Raw genomic sequence first — 17,873 nt, forward strand, 5'->3', positions numbered from 1 at the left:
GGAGGTCACGATGGCTGAAGCAGCAAAGGTGGAAGTGAAAGTGGAACCCGTCACCGCGGCGCCGGCGAAGCCTGCCGCCGCTCCGAAGGCAGAGCCCGCACCGGTCGCCAAGGCCGAGGTCAAGCCCACGGTCGAGGCAAAGCCGACGCCGAAGGCCGACGCCCCCGTTCCTGCTGCAAAGGCGAAGTCGTCCCCCAAGGCCGCGGCAAAGCCGGCAAAGCCGGTGAAACCCGCCGCCGTCAAGGTCGAGGCCAAGGCCGCGAAAGCGCCGGCGCCGAAAGCCGCACCCAAACCGAAAACAGTGGCCGCCGCAGCCGTATCCGCGAAGGCCAGCGTCCCCCCGAAGCAGAAGGCAGTTATCATGACGATCAACGACACCGTGAAGAAGCAGACCGAAACCGCGCTCGAGCAGGGCAAGGCCGCCGTCGAGCAGTTCCAGACGAAGACCCGCGAAGCGCTCGAGAAGAGCACCAAGGCCGCCGAGGAGCTGAACAGCTTCGCACGCGAGAACGTCGAGGCGTTCGTCGAATCCGGCAAGATCGCCGCCAAGGGCTTCGAGACGCTGACGCAGTCGGCCATCGACCTCGCCAAGAAGAACGGCGAAGCCGCCACCTCGGCCTTCAAGTCCTTCTCCTCGGCGAAGAGCGCCAACGAGCTGCTCCAGCTGCAGAGCGATTTCGCGCGCAGCCAGTTCGACAAGTTCATCGCCGACAGCAGCAAGATGACCGAGGCGTTCGTGAAGCTTTCGAACGACGTGTTCGAGCCGATCTCCAGCCGCTTCGCGGTTGCGGCCGACAAGTTCAAGGCGGTTTCGGCCGCCAAGTAACCCTCCGGGTTGCTTGCAGACAGGAAAGGGGCGGTCGCCGTGCGGCCGCCCCTTTTCGCGCGCGGTCTTGTTATGGCGGGCGCACCTGCAATATCATGGTGCAGCGCGAAACCTCGGGAGTGTGCGAGCTGAAACGATGACTGATCGCGAGTCAGACGACCGGAACGGTTCCGGCACAGACACCGGCGTCGCGACAAAGACCAAGCCCAAGACCAAGAAGCCGTCGCTTTACAAGGTCCTGATGCTGAACGACGACTACACGCCGATGGAGTTCGTGGTGGAGACGCTGCGGCGCTTCTTCCGCATGTCCACCGAGGACGCGACGCGCGTGATGCTGCATGTCCACCACAAGGGCGTCGGCCTTTGCGGGGTCTTCACCTACGAGGTCGCCGAGACCAAGGTGAACCAGGTGCTCGACTTCGCACGCCAGAACCAGCACCCGCTGCAATGCACGCTGGAAAAAGCCTGAAACCATTTTGTTTCATTGAGGTTCTTGATTGCAGTCAATGACGTAATCCATTGGCGGTGGCCTTCGATTTCCACCAGTATGCAGCGACGAAAGGAAGCATCATGTCCGACACAGAATCCCATATCGGTATCCCCGAGGCCGGCCGCGCCAAGATCGCCGACGGCCTCTCCCACGTCCTTGCCGACACCTACTCGCTGTACCTGAAGACCCACAACTTCCACTGGAACGTCACGGGCCCGATGTTCAACTCGCTGCACACGATGTTCGAGACGCAGTACAACGAGCTGTGGCTCGCCACCGACGAGATCGCGGAGCGCATCCGCGCGCTCGGCCACTTCGCGCCGGGCGGATACAGCGCGTTCGGCAAGCTCACCAGCATCAAGGAAGCCCCCGAGCAGCCGCCCGAGGCGCTGGAGATGGTGAAGCAGCTCGCCGAGGGCAACGAGGCCGTGGCGCGCACCGCGCGCAAGATATTCTCCACGGTGGAAGACGCGGGCGACGAGGTCTCCGTCGACCTGCTCGTCGGCCGTATGCAGTACCACGAGAAGACCGCGTGGATGCTGCGGTCGATCCTCGGCTGACCCTCGTCCCTGCAAGGCTCCTGTTGATTCAGGGCCCCTATTGATTCGGGTGAGTTGACGCTTCCGGCGCCTCACCCGAATCTGGGGGCATGGGAGCCTCCGCACCAAAGGTCTGCATCATCGGCGCCGGTTGCAGCGGTTTCACGACCGCCAAGCGGCTCGCCGACCACGCCATCCCCTTCGACATCTTCGAGGCGTCCGACCGCGTCGGCGGCAACTGGGCCTACGGCAACCCGAACGGCGTTTCCGCCTGCTACCAGTCGCTGCACATCGACACCTCGAAGACGCGCCTCCAGTTCGAGGATTTCCCGGTTCCCGCCGACTGGCCGGACTTCCCGCACCACAGCCTGATCGACGGCTACTTCAACGCCTACGTCGACCGTTTCGGCCTGCGCGAGCGCATCCGCTTCAACACCGAGGTAACGCAGTGCCGCGCGCTTCCGGGCGGCGGCTGGGACGTGACCGCGGGCGGCGAGACGCGCCGCTACGACGTGCTCGCGGTCGCGAACGGCCATCACTGGAAGCCCAGCATCCCGGCATTTCCCGGCCGTTTCGACGGGCCGCAGATCCACAGCCACGACTACCGCACGCCGTTCGCGCCGGTGGACATGGTGGGCAGGCGCGTGCTCGTCGTCGGGCTCGGCAACAGCGCGGTCGACATCGCCTCGGAGCTTTCGCAGCGGCCGATGGCGGCGAAGCTGTTCGTCGCCGCGCGGCGCGGCGTGTGGGTGCTGCCGAAGTACCTGGGCGGCAAGCCATCGGACAAGCAGGCGCTGCCGGAATGGATGCCGATCGGCCTCAAGCGCCGCCTCGCCGCGTTCGTGGTGAAGCGCGCGGTGGGCAGCATGGAAAGCTACGGCCTCCCCGCCCCCGACCATGCGCCGCTCGAGGCGCACCCGACGGTCAGCTCGGAGTTCCTGCTGCGCTGCGGTTCGGGCGACATCACGGTGAAGCCGAACATCGCCGCGCTCGAAGGCGGAAGCGTGCGGTTCGAGGACGGCAGCGTCGAGGCCATCGACGCCATCGTCTACGCCACCGGCTACCAGATCGCGTTCCCGTTCCTGAGCGATGCCGACGCGCCGGTCGTCGACAACCACATCGGCCTGTTCAAGCGCATGGTGCGCCCGGAGCGGACGGACCTGTGGTTCATGGGGCTCGCCCAGTCGCTGCCGACGCTCGTGAACCTCGCCGAGCAGCAATCGAAGCTGCTCGCGGCGTGGCTGACCGGCGCCTACGGCCTCCCCGACGCCGAGGCGATGCGGCGCACGATCGCGGATGACGAGGCCCGGCATCAGGGGCACTACTACGCCTCGCGCCGCCACACGATGCAGGTGGATTTCGACGTCTACAAACGCGAGATCGCCCACGAACTGAAGGCCGGGAAAAACCGGCGCAAAGACTGGCCGGCGGCAACGACCGCCGTCGCCGCCTGAGGAGGACACAATGGACCTGTCGTTCAGCCCCGAGGACGCCGCCTTCCGCGAGGAGGTGCGCTGTTTCATCGCGGAGAATTATCCCGAGCCCCTGAAAGGCAAGCTCGACGAGGGCGACGAGTGGTCGAAGGAAGACTATCTCTCGTGGCACCGCATCCTCGGCAAGAAGGGCTGGGTCGCGCCCGCGTGGCCGACCGAATACGGCGGGCCGGGCTGGAGCGCGACGCAGCGCTTCATCTTTTCCGAGGAACTGGCGCGCGCCGATACGATCCCGATCCTGCCGTTCGGCATCAGCATGGTCGGCCCCGTCATCTACACGTTCGGCACGCCCGAGCAGAAGGCGCGTTTCCTGCCGCGCATCCTTTCGGGCGAGGACTGGTGGTGCCAGGGCTATTCCGAGCCGGGCGCGGGTTCCGACCTCGCCTCGCTGCGCACCAAGGCGGAGCGCGACGGCGACCATTATGTCGTGAACGGCCAGAAGACGTGGACGACGCTCGCGCAGCACGCCGACTGGGGCTTCTTCCTCGTCCGCACCGACCCGAGCGCGAAGCCGCAGGAGGGCATCTCCTTCCTGCTCATCGACATGAAGACGCCCGGCATCACCGTGCGCCCGATCATCACGCTCGGCGGCGAGCACGAGGTGAACGAGGTGTGGCTGGAGAACGTGCGCGTGCCGGTGGAGAACCGCGTGCACGAGGAGAACAAGGGCTGGACCTGCGCCAAGTTCCTGCTCGCGCACGAGCGCACCGGCATCGCGGGGGTCGCGCGCTCCAAGCGCGGCATCGAGAAGCTGCGCGCCATCGCGGCGACCGAGCTGGACGGCGACCGCGCGCTGATCGAGAATCCGTTCTTCCGGCGCAAGATCGCCGAGCTGGAGATCGACCTCGCCGCGCTCGAGTTCACCGAGCTGCGCGGGCTGGCGGCGCTCGCCGCCGGAAAGCCGCCGGGGGCGGAATCCTCGCTCCTCAAGATCAAGGGCACCGAGATCCAGCAGCGCATCACCGAGCTGACGCTGGAGGCGGTGGGCCACTACGGCGCGCCGTGGTTCCGCGGCTTCGGGATGAGCGACAACGAACACGCCATCGGCCCCGACTACGCGCTCCGCGCCGCGCCGACCTATTTCAACATGCGCAAGACTTCCATCTACGGCGGATCGAACGAGATCCAGCGCGGCATCATCGCGAAGATGGTTCTCGGACTCTAGGGGCGGGCAATGGACTTCAGCTACACCGAAACGCAGACGATGGTGCGCGATACGCTCGCGCGCTTCCTTGCCGACCGCTACGACCACGAGACGCGGATGAAGATCGCGCGCGGCGACGGCTGGTCGCCCGACATCTGGCGCGCCTTCGCCGAGGACCTCGGCATCCTCGCTGCGCCCTTTTCCGAGGCGCACGGCGGGCTCGGCGGCGGCGCGGTCGAGACCATGATCGTGATGGAGGAACTGGGCAAGGCGCTGGTGCTGGAGCCCTATCTCTCGACGGTGGTGATCGGCGGCGGCTTCGCGCGCGAGACCGGCCGGGACGACCTGATCGAGGGCATCATCTCGGGGACCACAACGACCGCCTTCGCGTGGGCCGAGCCGAAGGGGCGCTTCGATCCGGCAAACGTCACGACGGGCGCGAAGCGGTCCGGCGGCGGCTGGACGCTGTCCGGCCACAAGGCCGTGGTGCGCGACGCGCCGTTCGCGAGCCACCTGATCGTCACCGCGCGCACGGGCGGCGGACCGCGCGAGCGCAGCGGGATCAGCCTGTTCCTCGTCGAGAACGGCGCGAAGGGTATCGTGCGGCGCGACTATCCGACCGCCGACGGCGGGCGCGCCTCCGAGGTGTATTTCGAGGCCGCCGACGTGCCCGGCGAGGCGCTGCTCGGCGAGGCCGACGCCGCCTTCCCGCTCGTCTCGCGCATCATCGACGAGGCGACGACGGCGCTCTGCGCCGAGGCTGTCGGCGTGCTGCGCGAGCTGCACCGGCAGACGCAGGACTATGCCCAGCAGCGGAAGCAGTTCGGCCAGCCGATCTCGAAGTTCCAGGTGCTCCAGCACCGCATGGTCGACATGTTCATGGAAGCCGAGCAGGCCGCGTCGATGACGCTGATGGCGACGCTGAAACTGCCGGACCCCGCCGCCGTTTCGATGGCGAAGGCGAAGATCGGCAAGGGGCTGACGCTGAGCGGGCAGGAAGCCATCCAGATCCACGGCGGCATGGGCATGACCGACGAACTCGCGATCGGCCACTACTTCAAGCGCGCGACGATGATCGAAAGCCAGTTCGGGAACACGGACTGGCACCTCGGGCGCTACGAGGCGCTGGCGTTCGGGGAGGCGGCGTAGCACCTGTTATCCCTCTCCCTCAGGGGAGGAGCTTGCTCACCGCTTCGCCCAGTAATCGAACACCCGCTTCTGAAGCTTCGCGACGTGCCGCCGCGCGTCCGGCCCTTCCCACACGCCCTTGTAGCCTTCCGCGCCACCCGCCACCCACCAGCCCTGCCCCGGCAGCCCGTCCGACTGGCGCACGACGAGCACCGCCATCTCCGGCTCGCCGCGCCCGCGCGCATAGGCGTCCACGTCGCCGAGGATCCGGCACAGCGCCCGCATCTTCGGCCGCGAGAAGCTGTAGCCGAACGCCTCCAGCGCCTCGGCATAGGTCACGCTCTCCCGTGCGCGGGCATGGGCAAGCAGGAGCTCGCGGAGGTCCATCGGGTCGATCATCACGGCCGGCATCTTGCCAACGCGCGAAGCCGACCTAAATTGGTGTCATACTCGAACGATACACTGGAACCCGAATGCTGAACCTCATCTCCATCCTGATCGGCCTCGTCGCGCTGGCGGTCGGCATCGTCGGCCTCTTCCCGCTGATCGGCCTCGTCAACTGGCTGGCGCTGCCGATCGCGGCGCTCGGCGCGGGTATCGGCGTGCTGTCGGGCAGCAACGCGGGCCGCAATCTCAACATCTTCGTGCTGATCCTCGCGACGGTTCGGCTTTGGCTCGGCGGCGGCATCCTGTAACCGGCCCCGCATGGATCAGGGCTGGCAATTCTGGATCGACCGCGGCGGCACGTTCACGGACATCGTCGCGCGCGCGCCCGACGGCACGCTGAAAACCGCCAAGCTGCTCTCCGAAAACCCGGAGCGCTATGCCGACGCGGCGATCGAGGGCATCACGCGCCTGCTCGGCCGCGCGCCGGACGCGAGCGCCCTGTCGGTGAAGATGGGCACCACCGTCGCCACCAACGCGCTCCTCGAACGCAAGGGCGAGCCGACGCTGCTCGCAATCACGCGCGGCTTCGCCGACGCGCTCGCCATCGGCTACCAGGCCCGCCCGAAGCTGTTCACCCGCGCCATCGTGAAGCCCTCGCCGCTCTATGCCGAAGTGCTGGAGATCGACGAGCGCGTGGGGGCGGACGGCGGGATCGTCGAACCCCTCGACGAAGCCGCGGCGGCGGCAGGCTTCGCTGCCGCACGCGCGCGCGGCATCAAGGCCGTCGCCATCGTCCTGATGCACGGCTACCGCTTCCCCGGGCATGAGCGGCGCCTGAGGACCCTCGCCGAAGCCGCCGGTTTCATGCAGGTTTCCGTCAGCCACGAAATCGCACCGCTCATCAAGCTCGTCGGGCGCGGCGACACCGCGGTGGCCGACGCCTACCTCTCCCCGGCGCTCCGCCGCTACGTGCGGCAGGTGACGGGCGCGCTCGATCCCGCGACGCGCCTGATGTTCATGCAGTCGAGCGGCGGGCTTGCGGGCGAGACCGCGTTCACGGGCGCGAACGCCATCCTTTCCGGCCCCGCGGGCGGCATCGTCGGCATGGCGAAGACGGCCAAGGCCGCGGGCATGACCCGCGTCGTCGGCTTCGACATGGGCGGCACCTCCACAGACGTCTCGCTCTACACCGGCAGCTTCGAGCGCACGCACGAGACGGTCGTCGCGGGCGCCCGCATCCGCGCGCCGATGCTCGCCATCCACACGGTCGCGGCGGGCGGCGGCTCGATCTGCCGCTTCGACGGCGCGCGGCTGCGCGTCGGCCCCGAATCGGCGGGCGCGAACCCCGGCCCGATGAGCTACCGGCGCGGCGGGCCGCTCACCATCACCGACTGCAATCTCTACCTCGGCCGCATCCAGCCCGCGCACTTCCCGGCGATCTTCGGCCCCGGCGGCGACCGGCCGCTCGACCGCGACGCCGTTATCCGCCACGTCGATGCCCTCGCCGACGAAGTCGCCGCCGCCACCGGCCGCGCGATCACCGGCGCGGCGCTCGCGGAAGGCTTCATCGCCATCGCCGTCGACGACATGGCGAAGGCCGTGCGGCAGATTTCCATCCAGCGCGGCCACAACGTCACCACCTGCGCGCTGTCCAGCTTCGGCGGCGCGGGCGGGCAGCACGCCTGCAAGGTCGCCGACGCGCTCGGCATCGGCCGGGTCTACGTGCATCCGCTCGCCGGTCTGCTCTCGGCGCTCGGCATGGGCCTCGCCGACCTCACCGCCTTGCGCGAACGCACGCTCGGCGCGCCGCTCGATGAGGGCATCGCCGCCGCCGAAGCCCTCGCCGACACGCTCGAAGCCGACGCCCGCGCCGCCCTTGCCGCGCAGGCGGACGACCTCGCGGGCGTTTCCGTCTCCCGCCGCGCGGAGCTTCGTTACGCGGGCGCGGACAGCGGCCTTTCGCTTGCGCTCTCCGCGCCGGATGCGATGCGCGCGGCTTTCGAGGCCGAGCACCGTGCCCGCTTCGGCTACGTGATGCCGGGCGGCGCGCTGGTCATCGAGGCCGTCGGCGTCGAGGCGACCGGCCACTGGCCCGCGCCGCCGATCCGCGTGGAAGGCGCGGCGCACGATGCCTCCGCCTGCACGATGATCACGGACGGCAAGCCCGTGGAAGCGCCCGTGCTCGCGCGCGGCGCGCTCGTGCCCGGCGCGGTCATCGACGGCCCCGCCGTCATCCTCGAAGACGGGGCGACCACGGTGATCGACGCAGGCTGGCGCGGCAAGGTCTCGCCCGCGGGCGACCTCGTCCTCCGCCGCGTCGTCCCCCTCCCCGCCACGCGCGCGCTCGGCACGGACGCCGACCCGGTGATGGTCGAGATCTTCAACAACCGCTTCATGGCGATCGCCGAGGAGATGGGCATCGCGCTCCAGACCACCGCGCATTCGGTGAACATCAAGGAGCGGCTCGATTTCTCCTGCGCGCTCTTCGATGTGGGCGGCGGCCTCATCGCCAACGCGCCGCACATGCCCGTGCACCTCGGCTCGATGGGGGACAGCGTGCGCGCCGTCATCCGCGCCCACAGTGGCCGGATGCGCCCGGGAGACGCCTACGCGCTCAACAACCCGATGAACGGCGGCACGCACCTGCCGGACGTCACCGTCGTCGCGCCCGTGTTCGCGCGCCCCGACGGCGGCGACATATTGTTCTACACGGCGGCGCGCGGCCATCAGGCCGACATCGGCGGCCTCACCCCCGGCTCGATGCCACCGGATTCGAAGACGCTGGATGAGGAAGGCGTGCTGTTCGACAGCGACCTCCTCGTCTCGGCAGGTGAATTTCGCGAAGCCGAAACGCGCGCGATCCTCTCGTCCGGCCCCTGCCCGGCCCGCAATCCCGCCCAGAACATCGCCGACCTGAAGGCGCAGGTCGCCGCCTGCACGCGCGGTGGAGACGCGCTCCGCGCCATGATCGCCGAGTTCGGCCTCGATACGGTGGAGGCCTACACGCGCCATGTGCAGGACAATGCCGAGGCCGCCGTGCGGCAGGCCATCGGCGCGCTGTCGGACGGGCATTTCCGCTACGCGATGGACAACGGCGCGGCGGTCGAGGTCCGCGTCACCGTGGACCGGGAAAGCCGCTCGGCCACGGTCGATTTCACCGGCACCAGCGCCCAGCTCCCCGACAATTTCAACGCGCCTTTGTCGGTCTGCCGCGCCGCCGTGCTCTACGTGTTCCGCACGCTCGTCGACGACGAGATCCCGATGAACGAGGGCTGCCTGCGTCCGATCACGCTGATCGTCCCCGAAGGCACGATGCTCAATCCCGCGGCGGGTGCCGCCGTCGTGGCGGGCAACGTGGAGACGAGCCAGGTGATCTGCGACGCGCTCTACGGCGCGCTCGGCGTGATGGCCGCCGCGCAGGGCACGATGAACAATCTTACCTTCGGGAACGCCCGCCACCAGTATTACGAGACGATCGCGGGCGGCGCGGGCGCGGGTCCGGACTTCGACGGCGCCGACGCCGTGCAGACGCACATGACCAACAGCCGCCTCACCGACCCCGAAGTGCTCGAACTCCGCTTCCCCGTCCGCGTCGAAACCTTCGCTATCCGGCGCGGCTCGGGCGGCACGGGCCGCCGCAAGGGCGGCGACGGCGTCGTCCGCCGCCTCAGGTTCCTCGAAGCGATGACGGTCAGCCTGCTCGCCAACCGCCGCCGCGTCGCGCCGTTCGGCCTCTCGGGCGGCGCGGATGCGAAGCCGGGCGCGGGCCGCATCGTCCGCGCGGACGGCAGGGTGGAGCCGCTCGCCGCAACCGCGCGCGCCGAGGTCGCGCCCGGCGACGCCGTGGAAATCGAGACACCCGGCGGCGGCGGGTTCGGCAAGGAATAGGGCACCCCTGTCACCACCCCTTCCCAAATAGGAAACCGTGTGAAGACAATGCGGATTGCTCTTTGAAGCGCATGGACCGTCAATCGCGGCCGCCGCGCACCTGAATATCGGTTTGGGCCTCTACTTCGCCTACTTCACGAAGCGAAGCAGGGTCAGGCGGCGAGCCCCAGATAGCCGAGCTGCGCGGCCTTGAAGATCGTCTGGCTGCGGTTCACCGCGTCCAGCTTCTCGCCCGCGTTCTGGATATGAAAGCGCACCGTGGCGTGGCTCCGCGCGAGGATCAGGCTGATCTCCTTGTCGGTCTTGCCCACCGCCGCCCAGCGCAGGCACTCGACCTCGCGCTTGGTGAGCTGGCAATCCATCGGCAGCCACTTGCGGGTCCGCATCAGCTTCACATAGCCCGCGAGGAAGCGGTGCGCGTAGACGCCCCATTCGTCGGCATGGCTTTCGTACACCTCCGAAAGATCCTTCAGGTTGCGCGCCGAGCCGATCACGGCAACGCCGATCTGGCCGAACGGCAGGTGCACGGGGATCACCACCGCCGCCGCGCACATCGCCCGCTTGTCGAAGTTCGAAAGGTCGATGCCGTCGAGATACGGGTTCGGCTGCTGCGTCCGGAAGCCCTCCTCGTTCGCCCAGAACGGTTCGCTCTCGTAGCGGCACGCCCGGAGCAGCGGAGAGCTGAGCGCCACGCGGTGCTCGCTCCACTGTCGTTCCTCGTCGCTGACGAAGCCGAACACCTCCGACGAAAGCGGGTTGCCCTCGTCGTCCACCATCGGGCGCTTCGAGCAGATATTGTCCGTGATCGCGATCCGGAAGCTCGGCGCGCTGTGCTCCACCATGTCGCGCAGCGCTTCCGCGGCGGGACGGATGTCGCTCATGTCCCGTATCGAAACGCGTGCAATTTCATCCTGCAAGGTCACGTTTCTCTCCCCAATATGGTCGTCCGCCGCCGAGTCGGACTCATTTGAGCCACATTTCAACATGACACGCGCCGGGTGACAAGAGCGTGACGCATTCTAAGCATCTTCGCGGTTCAAGCGGGGTTCAGCCGTGCGGCTTTCAAGTAACGCCGCGGCAGGCGCCATTGATTTCGGGGACTCCCCGTCGCATGGTCCTGCCGGAAACCGACAATGAAGCGGGAGACAAGGTTGATGTTGGGCATGGGCCGGGCCGGTGTGGCAGTGTTCTCGATGATGATCCTCGCAGCCTCCGCGCGTGCGCAGGACGCCAATGCCGATCTTGCGCCGGTCCCGGGGAGCGAGGCCGCCTACGGCACGATATCGGCCGACGTGCCGGCGTCGACGGCGCCCGTGGCCCAGACGCCCGCCGCTCCGCCGCCTCCGCCGCCTTCGGCGGCACCTTCCGCGCAAAGCGGCGTCCCTGCCGCTCCCGCCACGAACGCCGCCCCCGGCGCGGTCGGTGACGGCGACCTGCAACCGGTATTCAGCCAGAGCGAGGTGCTCACCGCCGCCGAAAACGTCTTCGGGCGCGGCGCGGAAGGGCTCGCGCGCATGATCGAGACGGTCTTCAAGGACCTCGGCCAGCCCAACGCCTATATCGCCGGGCGTGAGGGCGGCGGCGCCATCGGCGTCGGCGTGCGCTACGGCGAAGGCAAGCTCTACCACAAGGTGGAAGGCGAGATGCCGATCTACTGGCGCGGGCCCTCGGTGGGCTTCGACGTCGGCGCCGACGGCAGCAAGACGTTCATCCTCATCTACAAGCTGTACGACACGGAGGAACTGTTCCGCGCCTATCCGGCGGCGGAGGGCAAGGCCTATGTGATCGGCGGACTTTCCGCGCAATACGTGCAGCGCGGCGACGTCGTGATCGTGCCGATCAAGCTCGGCGTCGGCTGGCGGCTCGGCGTGAACGCCGGCTACCTGCGCTTTTCCAAGAAGAAGAGCCTGCTGCCCTTCTAGGCCCGATCAGATCGCGCCGCCCTCGACGAGGGCAATGTAGCGATCCATCGCGTCCGCCGCCGCGTCGGAAAGGTCGATGAAGCTCCGGCGCCCGTCCCCGGGATTGCTGCGGCGCACGAGCAGCCCTGCGTCGGTCATGCCCTTGATCCAGCGGAGCGCCGTCGTCGTCGGCACGTCGGCGGCGATGCAGAAACTGGAAACGCTGACCTGCTTGCCTTCCAGCCGTGCGGCCGCGAGGTCGAGCATGATGTCCCACGCCGGATCGGCGAACAGCTCGGCCGGAAAGAACTGCTTTCGCGCCTGACGCTTGCGGATGATCTCGCGAAGGCTCCGCGCGGTCTCGGCAGCGCTGCGGTCCGTCGCGGCCGGCAGCAGCATCGCCGCGTCCTGCCTGCTCGCGAGGCGGGCGAGCTGATCGGCGATACGGCTCACCTCATCGCTCAGCATCCCGAGTTGCACGAAGGCGTCGCGTCCCGTCTCGCGGACGCCCACACCATAGCCCTGCCCGATGTCGATGCGTTCGAGAATGCTCAAGGTTTCCTCGGCGTTCAGCGGCCATGCGGCCAGTTCGACACCTTCAATATCCATAATGGACAACGCGTCGTCCAACGCATCGTCGTCCAGAATGACTATAACTGGAGCGGTTTTGGACAGAATTCCGACATCCGCCAAAGGCCGTCCCGTACCTGCAACAAGACCGCCTTCCGCGGCCACGATCAGCGGCAGCGTCGCCAGCGGCGCGGGCGGCTCCGCGAAGAGCGCTGCGGCTTCGATCCGCACGTGGCCGAGACCGGCGGCATCGAGGTTCGGGCGGAGTTCCGTCTCCAGCGTCGGCGGCAGCGCCAGCTGGACACGCGGTGGTCCCGCCGCGGAAAAGGTTTCGGCCATACGATTCCCATAACACCACACGGGACGCACTTCTCGCCCGTCATATTTCCGAACCTGACCGGCGCTGCTGATACCAGCCGGGAGGGGGCAAGGGAATCGCGAATTGGACGCGGCGCGGATTCAGGGCTGCTTCGTAAACCACAGCCAGTGCATCAGCGCGTTGCGCACGCGATCATTATCGGTATCCCCGACCGCCGTGGCGGCGCCGCGCAGCGTCGTGCCGTCCAGCCTCAGCGCCAGACGGACGGCGTAACTGTAGCGCCGCGTATCGGGGTTCGGAATGCGCGCATTGAGATCGCCTTCGAAGACGCCCTTGTCGAACCGCGCCTTGGAAACGAGAGTCGGCAACTGGTCGCCGAACGTGGCGCGGATCAGCCCGTCCGCCTGAAAGACGAGTTCGACCGGCATCTCCCTTTCAGGCGCCGACAGCGTGCCCTTCCAGATTCCCGCAAGCTCGGGTGTCGGCGTGAACGGGGACGCTTGCGGCTCTACAGGCGCAGGCGACGGCTTCCAGCCCGGCAGCATGATCGCAGCGATCCTGTCGGCGATGATCCGCGGCGCGGGGCTGCTGGAATTGGTGAGGACCACCAACGCGGCGTTGCGATCCGGGAAAAGCTGCATGATCGTGGCGACACCGGCCATGCCGCCCGTGTGCGACACGACACGATAGCCGTCCTTGGTGCGCACGCTGAAGCCGACGCCGTAGCCGCTGCCCTCCTCGCGCACTGCTTGCGGATCGACCGGGCGGTGCATTTCGTCGATCATCGCGGCGCTGAGGATCTGCTTTTGCCCCGGCAGGCGGTTCTTGAGGTGGAACCCCGCGAAACGGATCAGATCGTGTGCACTTGAAAAGACCGCCGAAGCGCCGGGATGATCGAACGTGTAGAACGGGATCGGCGCTCCGTTCCTGTCGTAGCGCGTCGCCGCAAAGGCTTCGAGGCCGGGGCCGATGTCGACCGACGTATGCGTGAGCCCGAGCGGCAGGAACACCTCGCGGCGCATGAAGTCCGCGTAACTGAGGCCCGATGTGCGGCTGATGATCTCGTCGAGGATGCCGAACCCGAGATTGGAATACTGGTAGCGCTCGCCGGGCGCGCTCACGAGGTTTGCATAACGCCGGATGGTCTCGCCCATCGGCGGCCGAGCGACCGGCTCATCCTCGTAGAAGAACTGGTAGTGCAGCGGCAGGCCGGCGGTGTGCCCCGCCACGCGCCGCACCGTCGCTGCGCGCGCATCGCCGACCCGCGCGGTCAGCTTGGCGCTACCAAGATAGTCATCGGCAGGCCTGTCGAGATCGACCTTGCCGCCCTGCACCAGCGTCATCAGCCCGGTGGCCGTGATCGGCTTCGAAATGGACGCGAGCGAATACATGGTGTGCGCGTCCGCCGGAGTCCGCTTCTCCCGGTCCGCCCAGCCGAAGCCCTCTTCCCATAGGATCTTGCCGTCCTGCATGACGGCTACGGCGATGGAAGGCACGCCGTTCTCGACAAGCTGCTCCCGGATGGCGGCACGAACCGGATCGAAACGGTCAGCCTGCGCAGGCACCGCGAGGCACAAAAGGACCAGCGCAGACCAACCGGCGCATCACCACCAATCTCATTGCGTTCCCCTTCTCCCGATTTGCTCATATTTTCAATAATTGAAAATCGTATGGAGAAAAGGAAAAAACGACAGAGGCGGCGGGCGAAAGCCTACGGCATGAAAAAGCATTGGAGAATGGTCGGGGAGACAGGATTCGAACCTGCGACCCTCTGCTCCCAAAGCAGATGCGCTACCAGGCTGCGCTACTCCCCGACGCCGGGAGCCGTCCATGACGGGGCGGCCCCCGTGCGTCAAGGATTTACCAGATGCGGATGCGCTGGTCTTCGGGGAGATAGAGCTTCTGGCCGGGCTTCACATTGAAGGCCCGATACCACCCATCGAGGTTACGCACGGCGGTCGGCCGCCAGTTGCCCGGCGTGTGCGGGTCCGTCGCAAGCTGCTGCTGGAGCTGGGCGTCGCGATACTTCTGCCGCCAGATCTGCGAGTAGCCGAGGAAGAAGCGCTGGTCGCCGGTGAAACCGTCGAGCACCGGTGCGGGCTTGCCGCCGAGCGATTTCGTGTAGGCGTCGTAGGCGACCGTGAGGCCCGCGATGTCGGCGATGTTCTCGCCGAGCGTCAGCTCGCCGTTGATATGAGAGCCGGGGAGCGGCTCGTAGGCGCCGTACTGCGCCACGACCTGATCGGTATAGACCTTGAAGCGCGTCACGTCCTCCGGCGTCCACCAGTCCGCGAGCTTGCCGGTGGGATCGTACTTGCGACCCTGATCATCGAAATGGTGCGTGATCTCGTGACCGATCACCGCGCCTATGGCACCGTAGTTGACCGCCGCATCGGCGTTCGGATCGAAGAACGGCGGTTGCAGGATGGCGGCGGGGAACACGACCTCGTTCATCGTGGGGTTCGCATAGGCATTCACCGTCTGCGGCGTCATGAACCACTCGTCGCGGTCGATGGGCTTGCCGAGCTTGGCAAGGTTGCGGTCGTATTCGAACACTGCCGCGCGCCTGGCGTTGCCGAAGGCGTCGCCCGGCACGATCTCAAGCGCCGAATAGTCGATCCACTTCACCGGATAACCGATCTTCGGCTTGAACGACGCCAGCTTCGCGCGTGCCTTCACCTTGGTTTCCGGAGTCATCCACGCGAGGTTCGCGATGCGCGCGTCCATCGCCGCGATGAGGTTGCGGACGAGTTCGTCCGCCTTCGCCTTCGCCTCAGGCGTGAAGTACCTGGCGACGTAAAGCTCGCCGACGGCTTCGCCGAGCGCGCCGTTCACGGAATCGACGCCCCGCTTCCAGCGCGGCTGGATTTCGGGCGTGCCTGACAGCGTCATGCCTTCGAACGCGAAGTTCTCGTCCACGAACGCCTTGGGCAGTAGCGGTGCAGCGTCTTTCAGCGTCTTGAAGGCGAGCCAATCGCGGAGCGTTGCCAAATCGGCATCGCCGATGATCTTCGCCATGCCCGTGAAGCTGCTCGGCTGGCTGACGATGAATTCGTTCTGGTTCCCGAGCCCCGCCGCAGCGAAGAAGGCATTCCAGTCGAGGCCCGGCGCCTTCGCGGCGAAATCCGCCTTCGTCCACTTGTTGTAGGCCTTGTCGGAATCGCGGCTGTCGACGACGGTCCAGTGCACCTTGGCGAACTTGTGCTCGAGGTCGTAGATGGCGGCGGCCTTCTTCGCGGCGTCCGCGGCGGACACGCCCGCAAGCGCGAACATGCGCGCGATGTGCGCCTTGTACTTCTCCCGCGCGTCCACGTAGGCCGGGTTGTCGACGAGGTAGTAGTCGCGGTCCGGAAGGCCGATGCCGCCCTGATAGAAGACCGGGATGTAGTGGTCCGGCGCCTTCTCGTCCTGATTGACGTAGTAGAGGAACGGCGACGGGCCGTAGCTGCGGAGGGCGTCACCGAGCGCTGCGGCGAATGCAGGCTTCGACCCCAACGCCGTGACGGCATCGAGATCGGCCTTGATCGGCGCCAGTCCCTTCGCCTCGATCGCCGCCTCGTCGAGAAAACTCGCATAATAGTCGCCGACCTTCTGACCAGCGGACCCCTTGCCCGCATGACTTCCCGCAGCGGCCTCGATGATCTCGCGGGTGCGTTCCTGGCTGAGGTCGCGCAGCTTCGTGAACATGCCGTAGTTCGAACGGTCGGCGGGGATTTCGAGCTGGCGCAGATAGGTGCCGCCGCCGTAGCCGAGGAAGTCGTCGCCCGGCGCGATGCTGCGGTCCATGCCCGCCGCATCGAAGCCCCACGGGGCGATCTCGGGCGTGTCGGCGGCAAGCGCGGGCACAGCAAGCAGCGCCGCCGTGGCGGCGGCGTACAGGAAAATGGTCTTCATGGTCGGCAGTCCCTGCAACGGATGATCATGCCCGAAGCCTACGCCACCCGCGCGTGCGCGCAACGCACGGATTCGATGAATCGCCGATTCTGCTATACGAACGTCTAACTGTAGCGCTGCTCCAGCCACGGATCGCCGACATTGTGGTAGCCGCGCACTTCCCAGAAGCCCGGCTTGTCCCCGGTGGTGAAGCTGATGCGCTTCACCCACTTGGGGCTCTTCCAGAAATAGTAGCGCGGGATCACGAGCCGCGCCGGTCCGCCGTGTTCGCGGCTGATCGGCCGGCCGTCGTGCGTGTGCGCGACGAGGCAGTCCTCCTCGAGGAAGTGCGCGTATTCGACATTCGTCGTGTAGCCGTCGTAGCTGGTGAAGAGCACGTGCTTCACGTCGGCGTGCGGCTTCACCACGTCGGCAATGCGGCGCGTCGAGACGCCGTTCCAGCGGTTGTCGTAGCGCGACCACTGCGTGACGCAGTGGATGTCGGACACGTCTTCCATCTGCGGCTGCGCGAGGAAGGCGTCCCAGTCCCACGTCACCGGGTTTTCGACCGCGCCGTCGATGACAAGCCGCCAGTCCGCCTTCGGCACATCGGGCTGGATGCCGAGGTCGAGCACCGGCCAGTTTTCCACGAGACGCTGGCCCGGCGGCAGGCGGTCGACGCCATGCTCGGCGGTCTTGCCCGTCAGCAGGCGCCCGGCGCGCGCCCACGCCTTCTTGGTTTCAACCAGCTTTTCCCGGAACCCGTCCATCGCCGTCTCCCGTCCGCCGTGCATCCCGCTTCCGCCGCGCTTCCAGCCGCTGGTGAATCCAGAGCCGCCATATGCCGTGAATGCCGAGGTAGCCGATCACCGCGCCCAGCGTCGCGATGGTGAACAGGCCGAGCGCCACGGGCAGCGGCGCATTCGTGAGCACCACGGTCAGTTCCTCGAACCAGTGATCGGCCGTCATGTTGACGAGGCCGCCGTCCTGCATACGCAGCATCCAGCGCCCGATCTCGTAGGCGGCCAGATAGATGAACGGCGTCGTAACGGGGTTCGAGATGAAGGTGACGAACGCCGCGATCGGCAGGTTCGCACGGCACGGCACCGCGAACAGCGCTGCCGCCGGGGCCTGCGCGAAGGGAATCGAGAGCCCGAAGAACATGCCGAGCGCGACGCCGCGCGCCACCGACTTGCGATTGAAGTGCCAGATGACGGGATTGCCGATGGTGTTGGCGAAGGGCCGCATCCAGCGGTTTTCCAGCATCGCCTCGCGCGAGGGGCGCTTTTCCTTCAGCCATTTGATGAGCCGCATC

At 67.3% G+C, this 17,873-nt stretch carries 16 protein-coding genes and 1 tRNA gene; 9 read left to right on the top strand and 8 right to left on the bottom strand.

The window, feature by feature from the left end; genetic code table 11:
- Positions 1-10: 10 nt before the first annotated feature.
- From PE061_RS19260 to PE061_RS19285, 6 genes are all read left to right on the top strand, one after another.
- Entirely contained in the window at positions 11-826 is an 816-nt protein-coding gene (locus PE061_RS19260; protein ID WP_271256824.1) for a phasin family protein, read from the top strand.
- Between the two features lie 136 nt (positions 827-962).
- Complete coding sequence (gene clpS / locus PE061_RS19265; RefSeq protein ID WP_271256825.1) at positions 963-1,295, top strand: ATP-dependent Clp protease adapter ClpS; 333 nt, start codon at positions 963-965, stop codon at positions 1,293-1,295.
- Between the two features lie 101 nt (positions 1,296-1,396).
- Positions 1,397-1,876 (top strand): Dps family protein, encoded by a 480-nt coding sequence (locus PE061_RS19270; protein WP_271256826.1) that lies wholly within the window; start codon positions 1,397-1,399, stop codon positions 1,874-1,876.
- 89 nt (positions 1,877-1,965) lie between these two features.
- Positions 1,966-3,309 carry a flavin-containing monooxygenase gene (locus tag PE061_RS19275; RefSeq protein WP_271256827.1) on the top strand — a complete coding sequence of 448 codons (1,344 nt, stop codon included), beginning with the start codon at positions 1,966-1,968 and terminating at the stop codon, positions 3,307-3,309.
- A 10-nt stretch (positions 3,310-3,319) separates the two neighbouring features.
- Positions 3,320-4,513 (top strand): acyl-CoA dehydrogenase family protein, encoded by a 1,194-nt coding sequence (locus PE061_RS19280; RefSeq protein WP_271256828.1) that lies wholly within the window; start codon positions 3,320-3,322, stop codon positions 4,511-4,513.
- Between the two features lie 9 nt (positions 4,514-4,522).
- Positions 4,523-5,641, top strand: coding sequence for an acyl-CoA dehydrogenase family protein (locus tag PE061_RS19285; protein WP_271256829.1), 1,119 nt, complete (start codon positions 4,523-4,525; stop codon positions 5,639-5,641).
- A 36-nt stretch (positions 5,642-5,677) separates the two neighbouring features.
- Here the strand turns inward: PE061_RS19285 and PE061_RS19290 are convergent, their stop codons facing one another.
- Entirely contained in the window at positions 5,678-6,019 is a 342-nt protein-coding gene (locus PE061_RS19290; RefSeq protein WP_271259253.1) for a ribose-phosphate pyrophosphokinase, read from the bottom strand.
- A gap of 74 nt (positions 6,020-6,093) precedes the next feature.
- Here PE061_RS19290 and PE061_RS19295 point away from each other — a divergent pair, with 74 nt between their 5' ends.
- Positions 6,094-6,315 (top strand): hypothetical protein, encoded by a 222-nt coding sequence (locus PE061_RS19295; protein WP_271256830.1) that lies wholly within the window; start codon positions 6,094-6,096, stop codon positions 6,313-6,315.
- Between the two features lie 10 nt (positions 6,316-6,325).
- Entirely contained in the window at positions 6,326-9,895 is a 3,570-nt protein-coding gene (locus tag PE061_RS19300; protein ID WP_271256831.1) for a hydantoinase B/oxoprolinase family protein, read from the top strand.
- 152 nt (positions 9,896-10,047) lie between these two features.
- Here PE061_RS19300 and PE061_RS19305 read toward each other — a convergent pair whose 3' ends face one another.
- Positions 10,048-10,776 carry a helix-turn-helix domain-containing protein gene (locus tag PE061_RS19305; protein WP_271256832.1) on the bottom strand — a complete coding sequence of 243 codons (729 nt, stop codon included), beginning with the start codon at positions 10,774-10,776 and terminating at the stop codon, positions 10,048-10,050.
- A gap of 273 nt (positions 10,777-11,049) precedes the next feature.
- On the opposite strand from PE061_RS19305, the gene PE061_RS19310 reads away from it, so the two are divergent.
- Complete coding sequence (locus PE061_RS19310) at positions 11,050-11,817, top strand: DUF1134 domain-containing protein (RefSeq protein WP_271256833.1); 768 nt, start codon at positions 11,050-11,052, stop codon at positions 11,815-11,817.
- Between the two features lie 6 nt (positions 11,818-11,823).
- Here the strand turns inward: PE061_RS19310 and PE061_RS19315 are convergent, their stop codons facing one another.
- From PE061_RS19315 to PE061_RS19340, 6 genes are all read right to left on the bottom strand, one after another.
- A complete protein-coding gene (locus PE061_RS19315; RefSeq protein ID WP_271256834.1) occupies positions 11,824-12,705 on the bottom strand; it encodes a MarR family transcriptional regulator in 882 nt (293 codons plus the stop codon).
- A 120-nt stretch (positions 12,706-12,825) separates the two neighbouring features.
- A complete protein-coding gene (locus PE061_RS19320; protein WP_271256835.1) occupies positions 12,826-14,250 on the bottom strand; it encodes a serine hydrolase domain-containing protein in 1,425 nt (474 codons plus the stop codon).
- 172 nt (positions 14,251-14,422) lie between these two features.
- Positions 14,423-14,499, bottom strand: a tRNA-Pro gene (locus tag PE061_RS19325).
- Positions 14,500-14,545: 46 nt separating this feature from the next.
- Positions 14,546-16,579: a M13 family metallopeptidase gene (locus tag PE061_RS19330; RefSeq protein ID WP_271256836.1), complete on the bottom strand. Its 2,034-nt coding sequence runs from the start codon at positions 16,577-16,579 to the stop codon at positions 14,546-14,548.
- Between the two features lie 104 nt (positions 16,580-16,683).
- Complete coding sequence (locus tag PE061_RS19335; RefSeq protein WP_271256837.1) at positions 16,684-17,328, bottom strand: sulfite oxidase-like oxidoreductase; 645 nt, start codon at positions 17,326-17,328, stop codon at positions 16,684-16,686.
- The gene (locus tag PE061_RS19340) at positions 17,300-17,872 is read right to left on the bottom strand and encodes a DUF2062 domain-containing protein (protein WP_271256838.1); all 573 of its coding nucleotides are present in this window, start codon (positions 17,870-17,872) and stop codon (positions 17,300-17,302) included. Before PE061_RS19340 ends, PE061_RS19335 begins: the two co-directional genes overlap by 29 nt.
- Position 17,873 lies beyond the last annotated feature (1 nt).

Source organism: Sphingosinicella microcystinivorans, assembly GCF_027941835.1.
Lineage (GTDB): Bacteria > Pseudomonadota > Alphaproteobacteria > Sphingomonadales > Sphingomonadaceae > Sphingosinicella.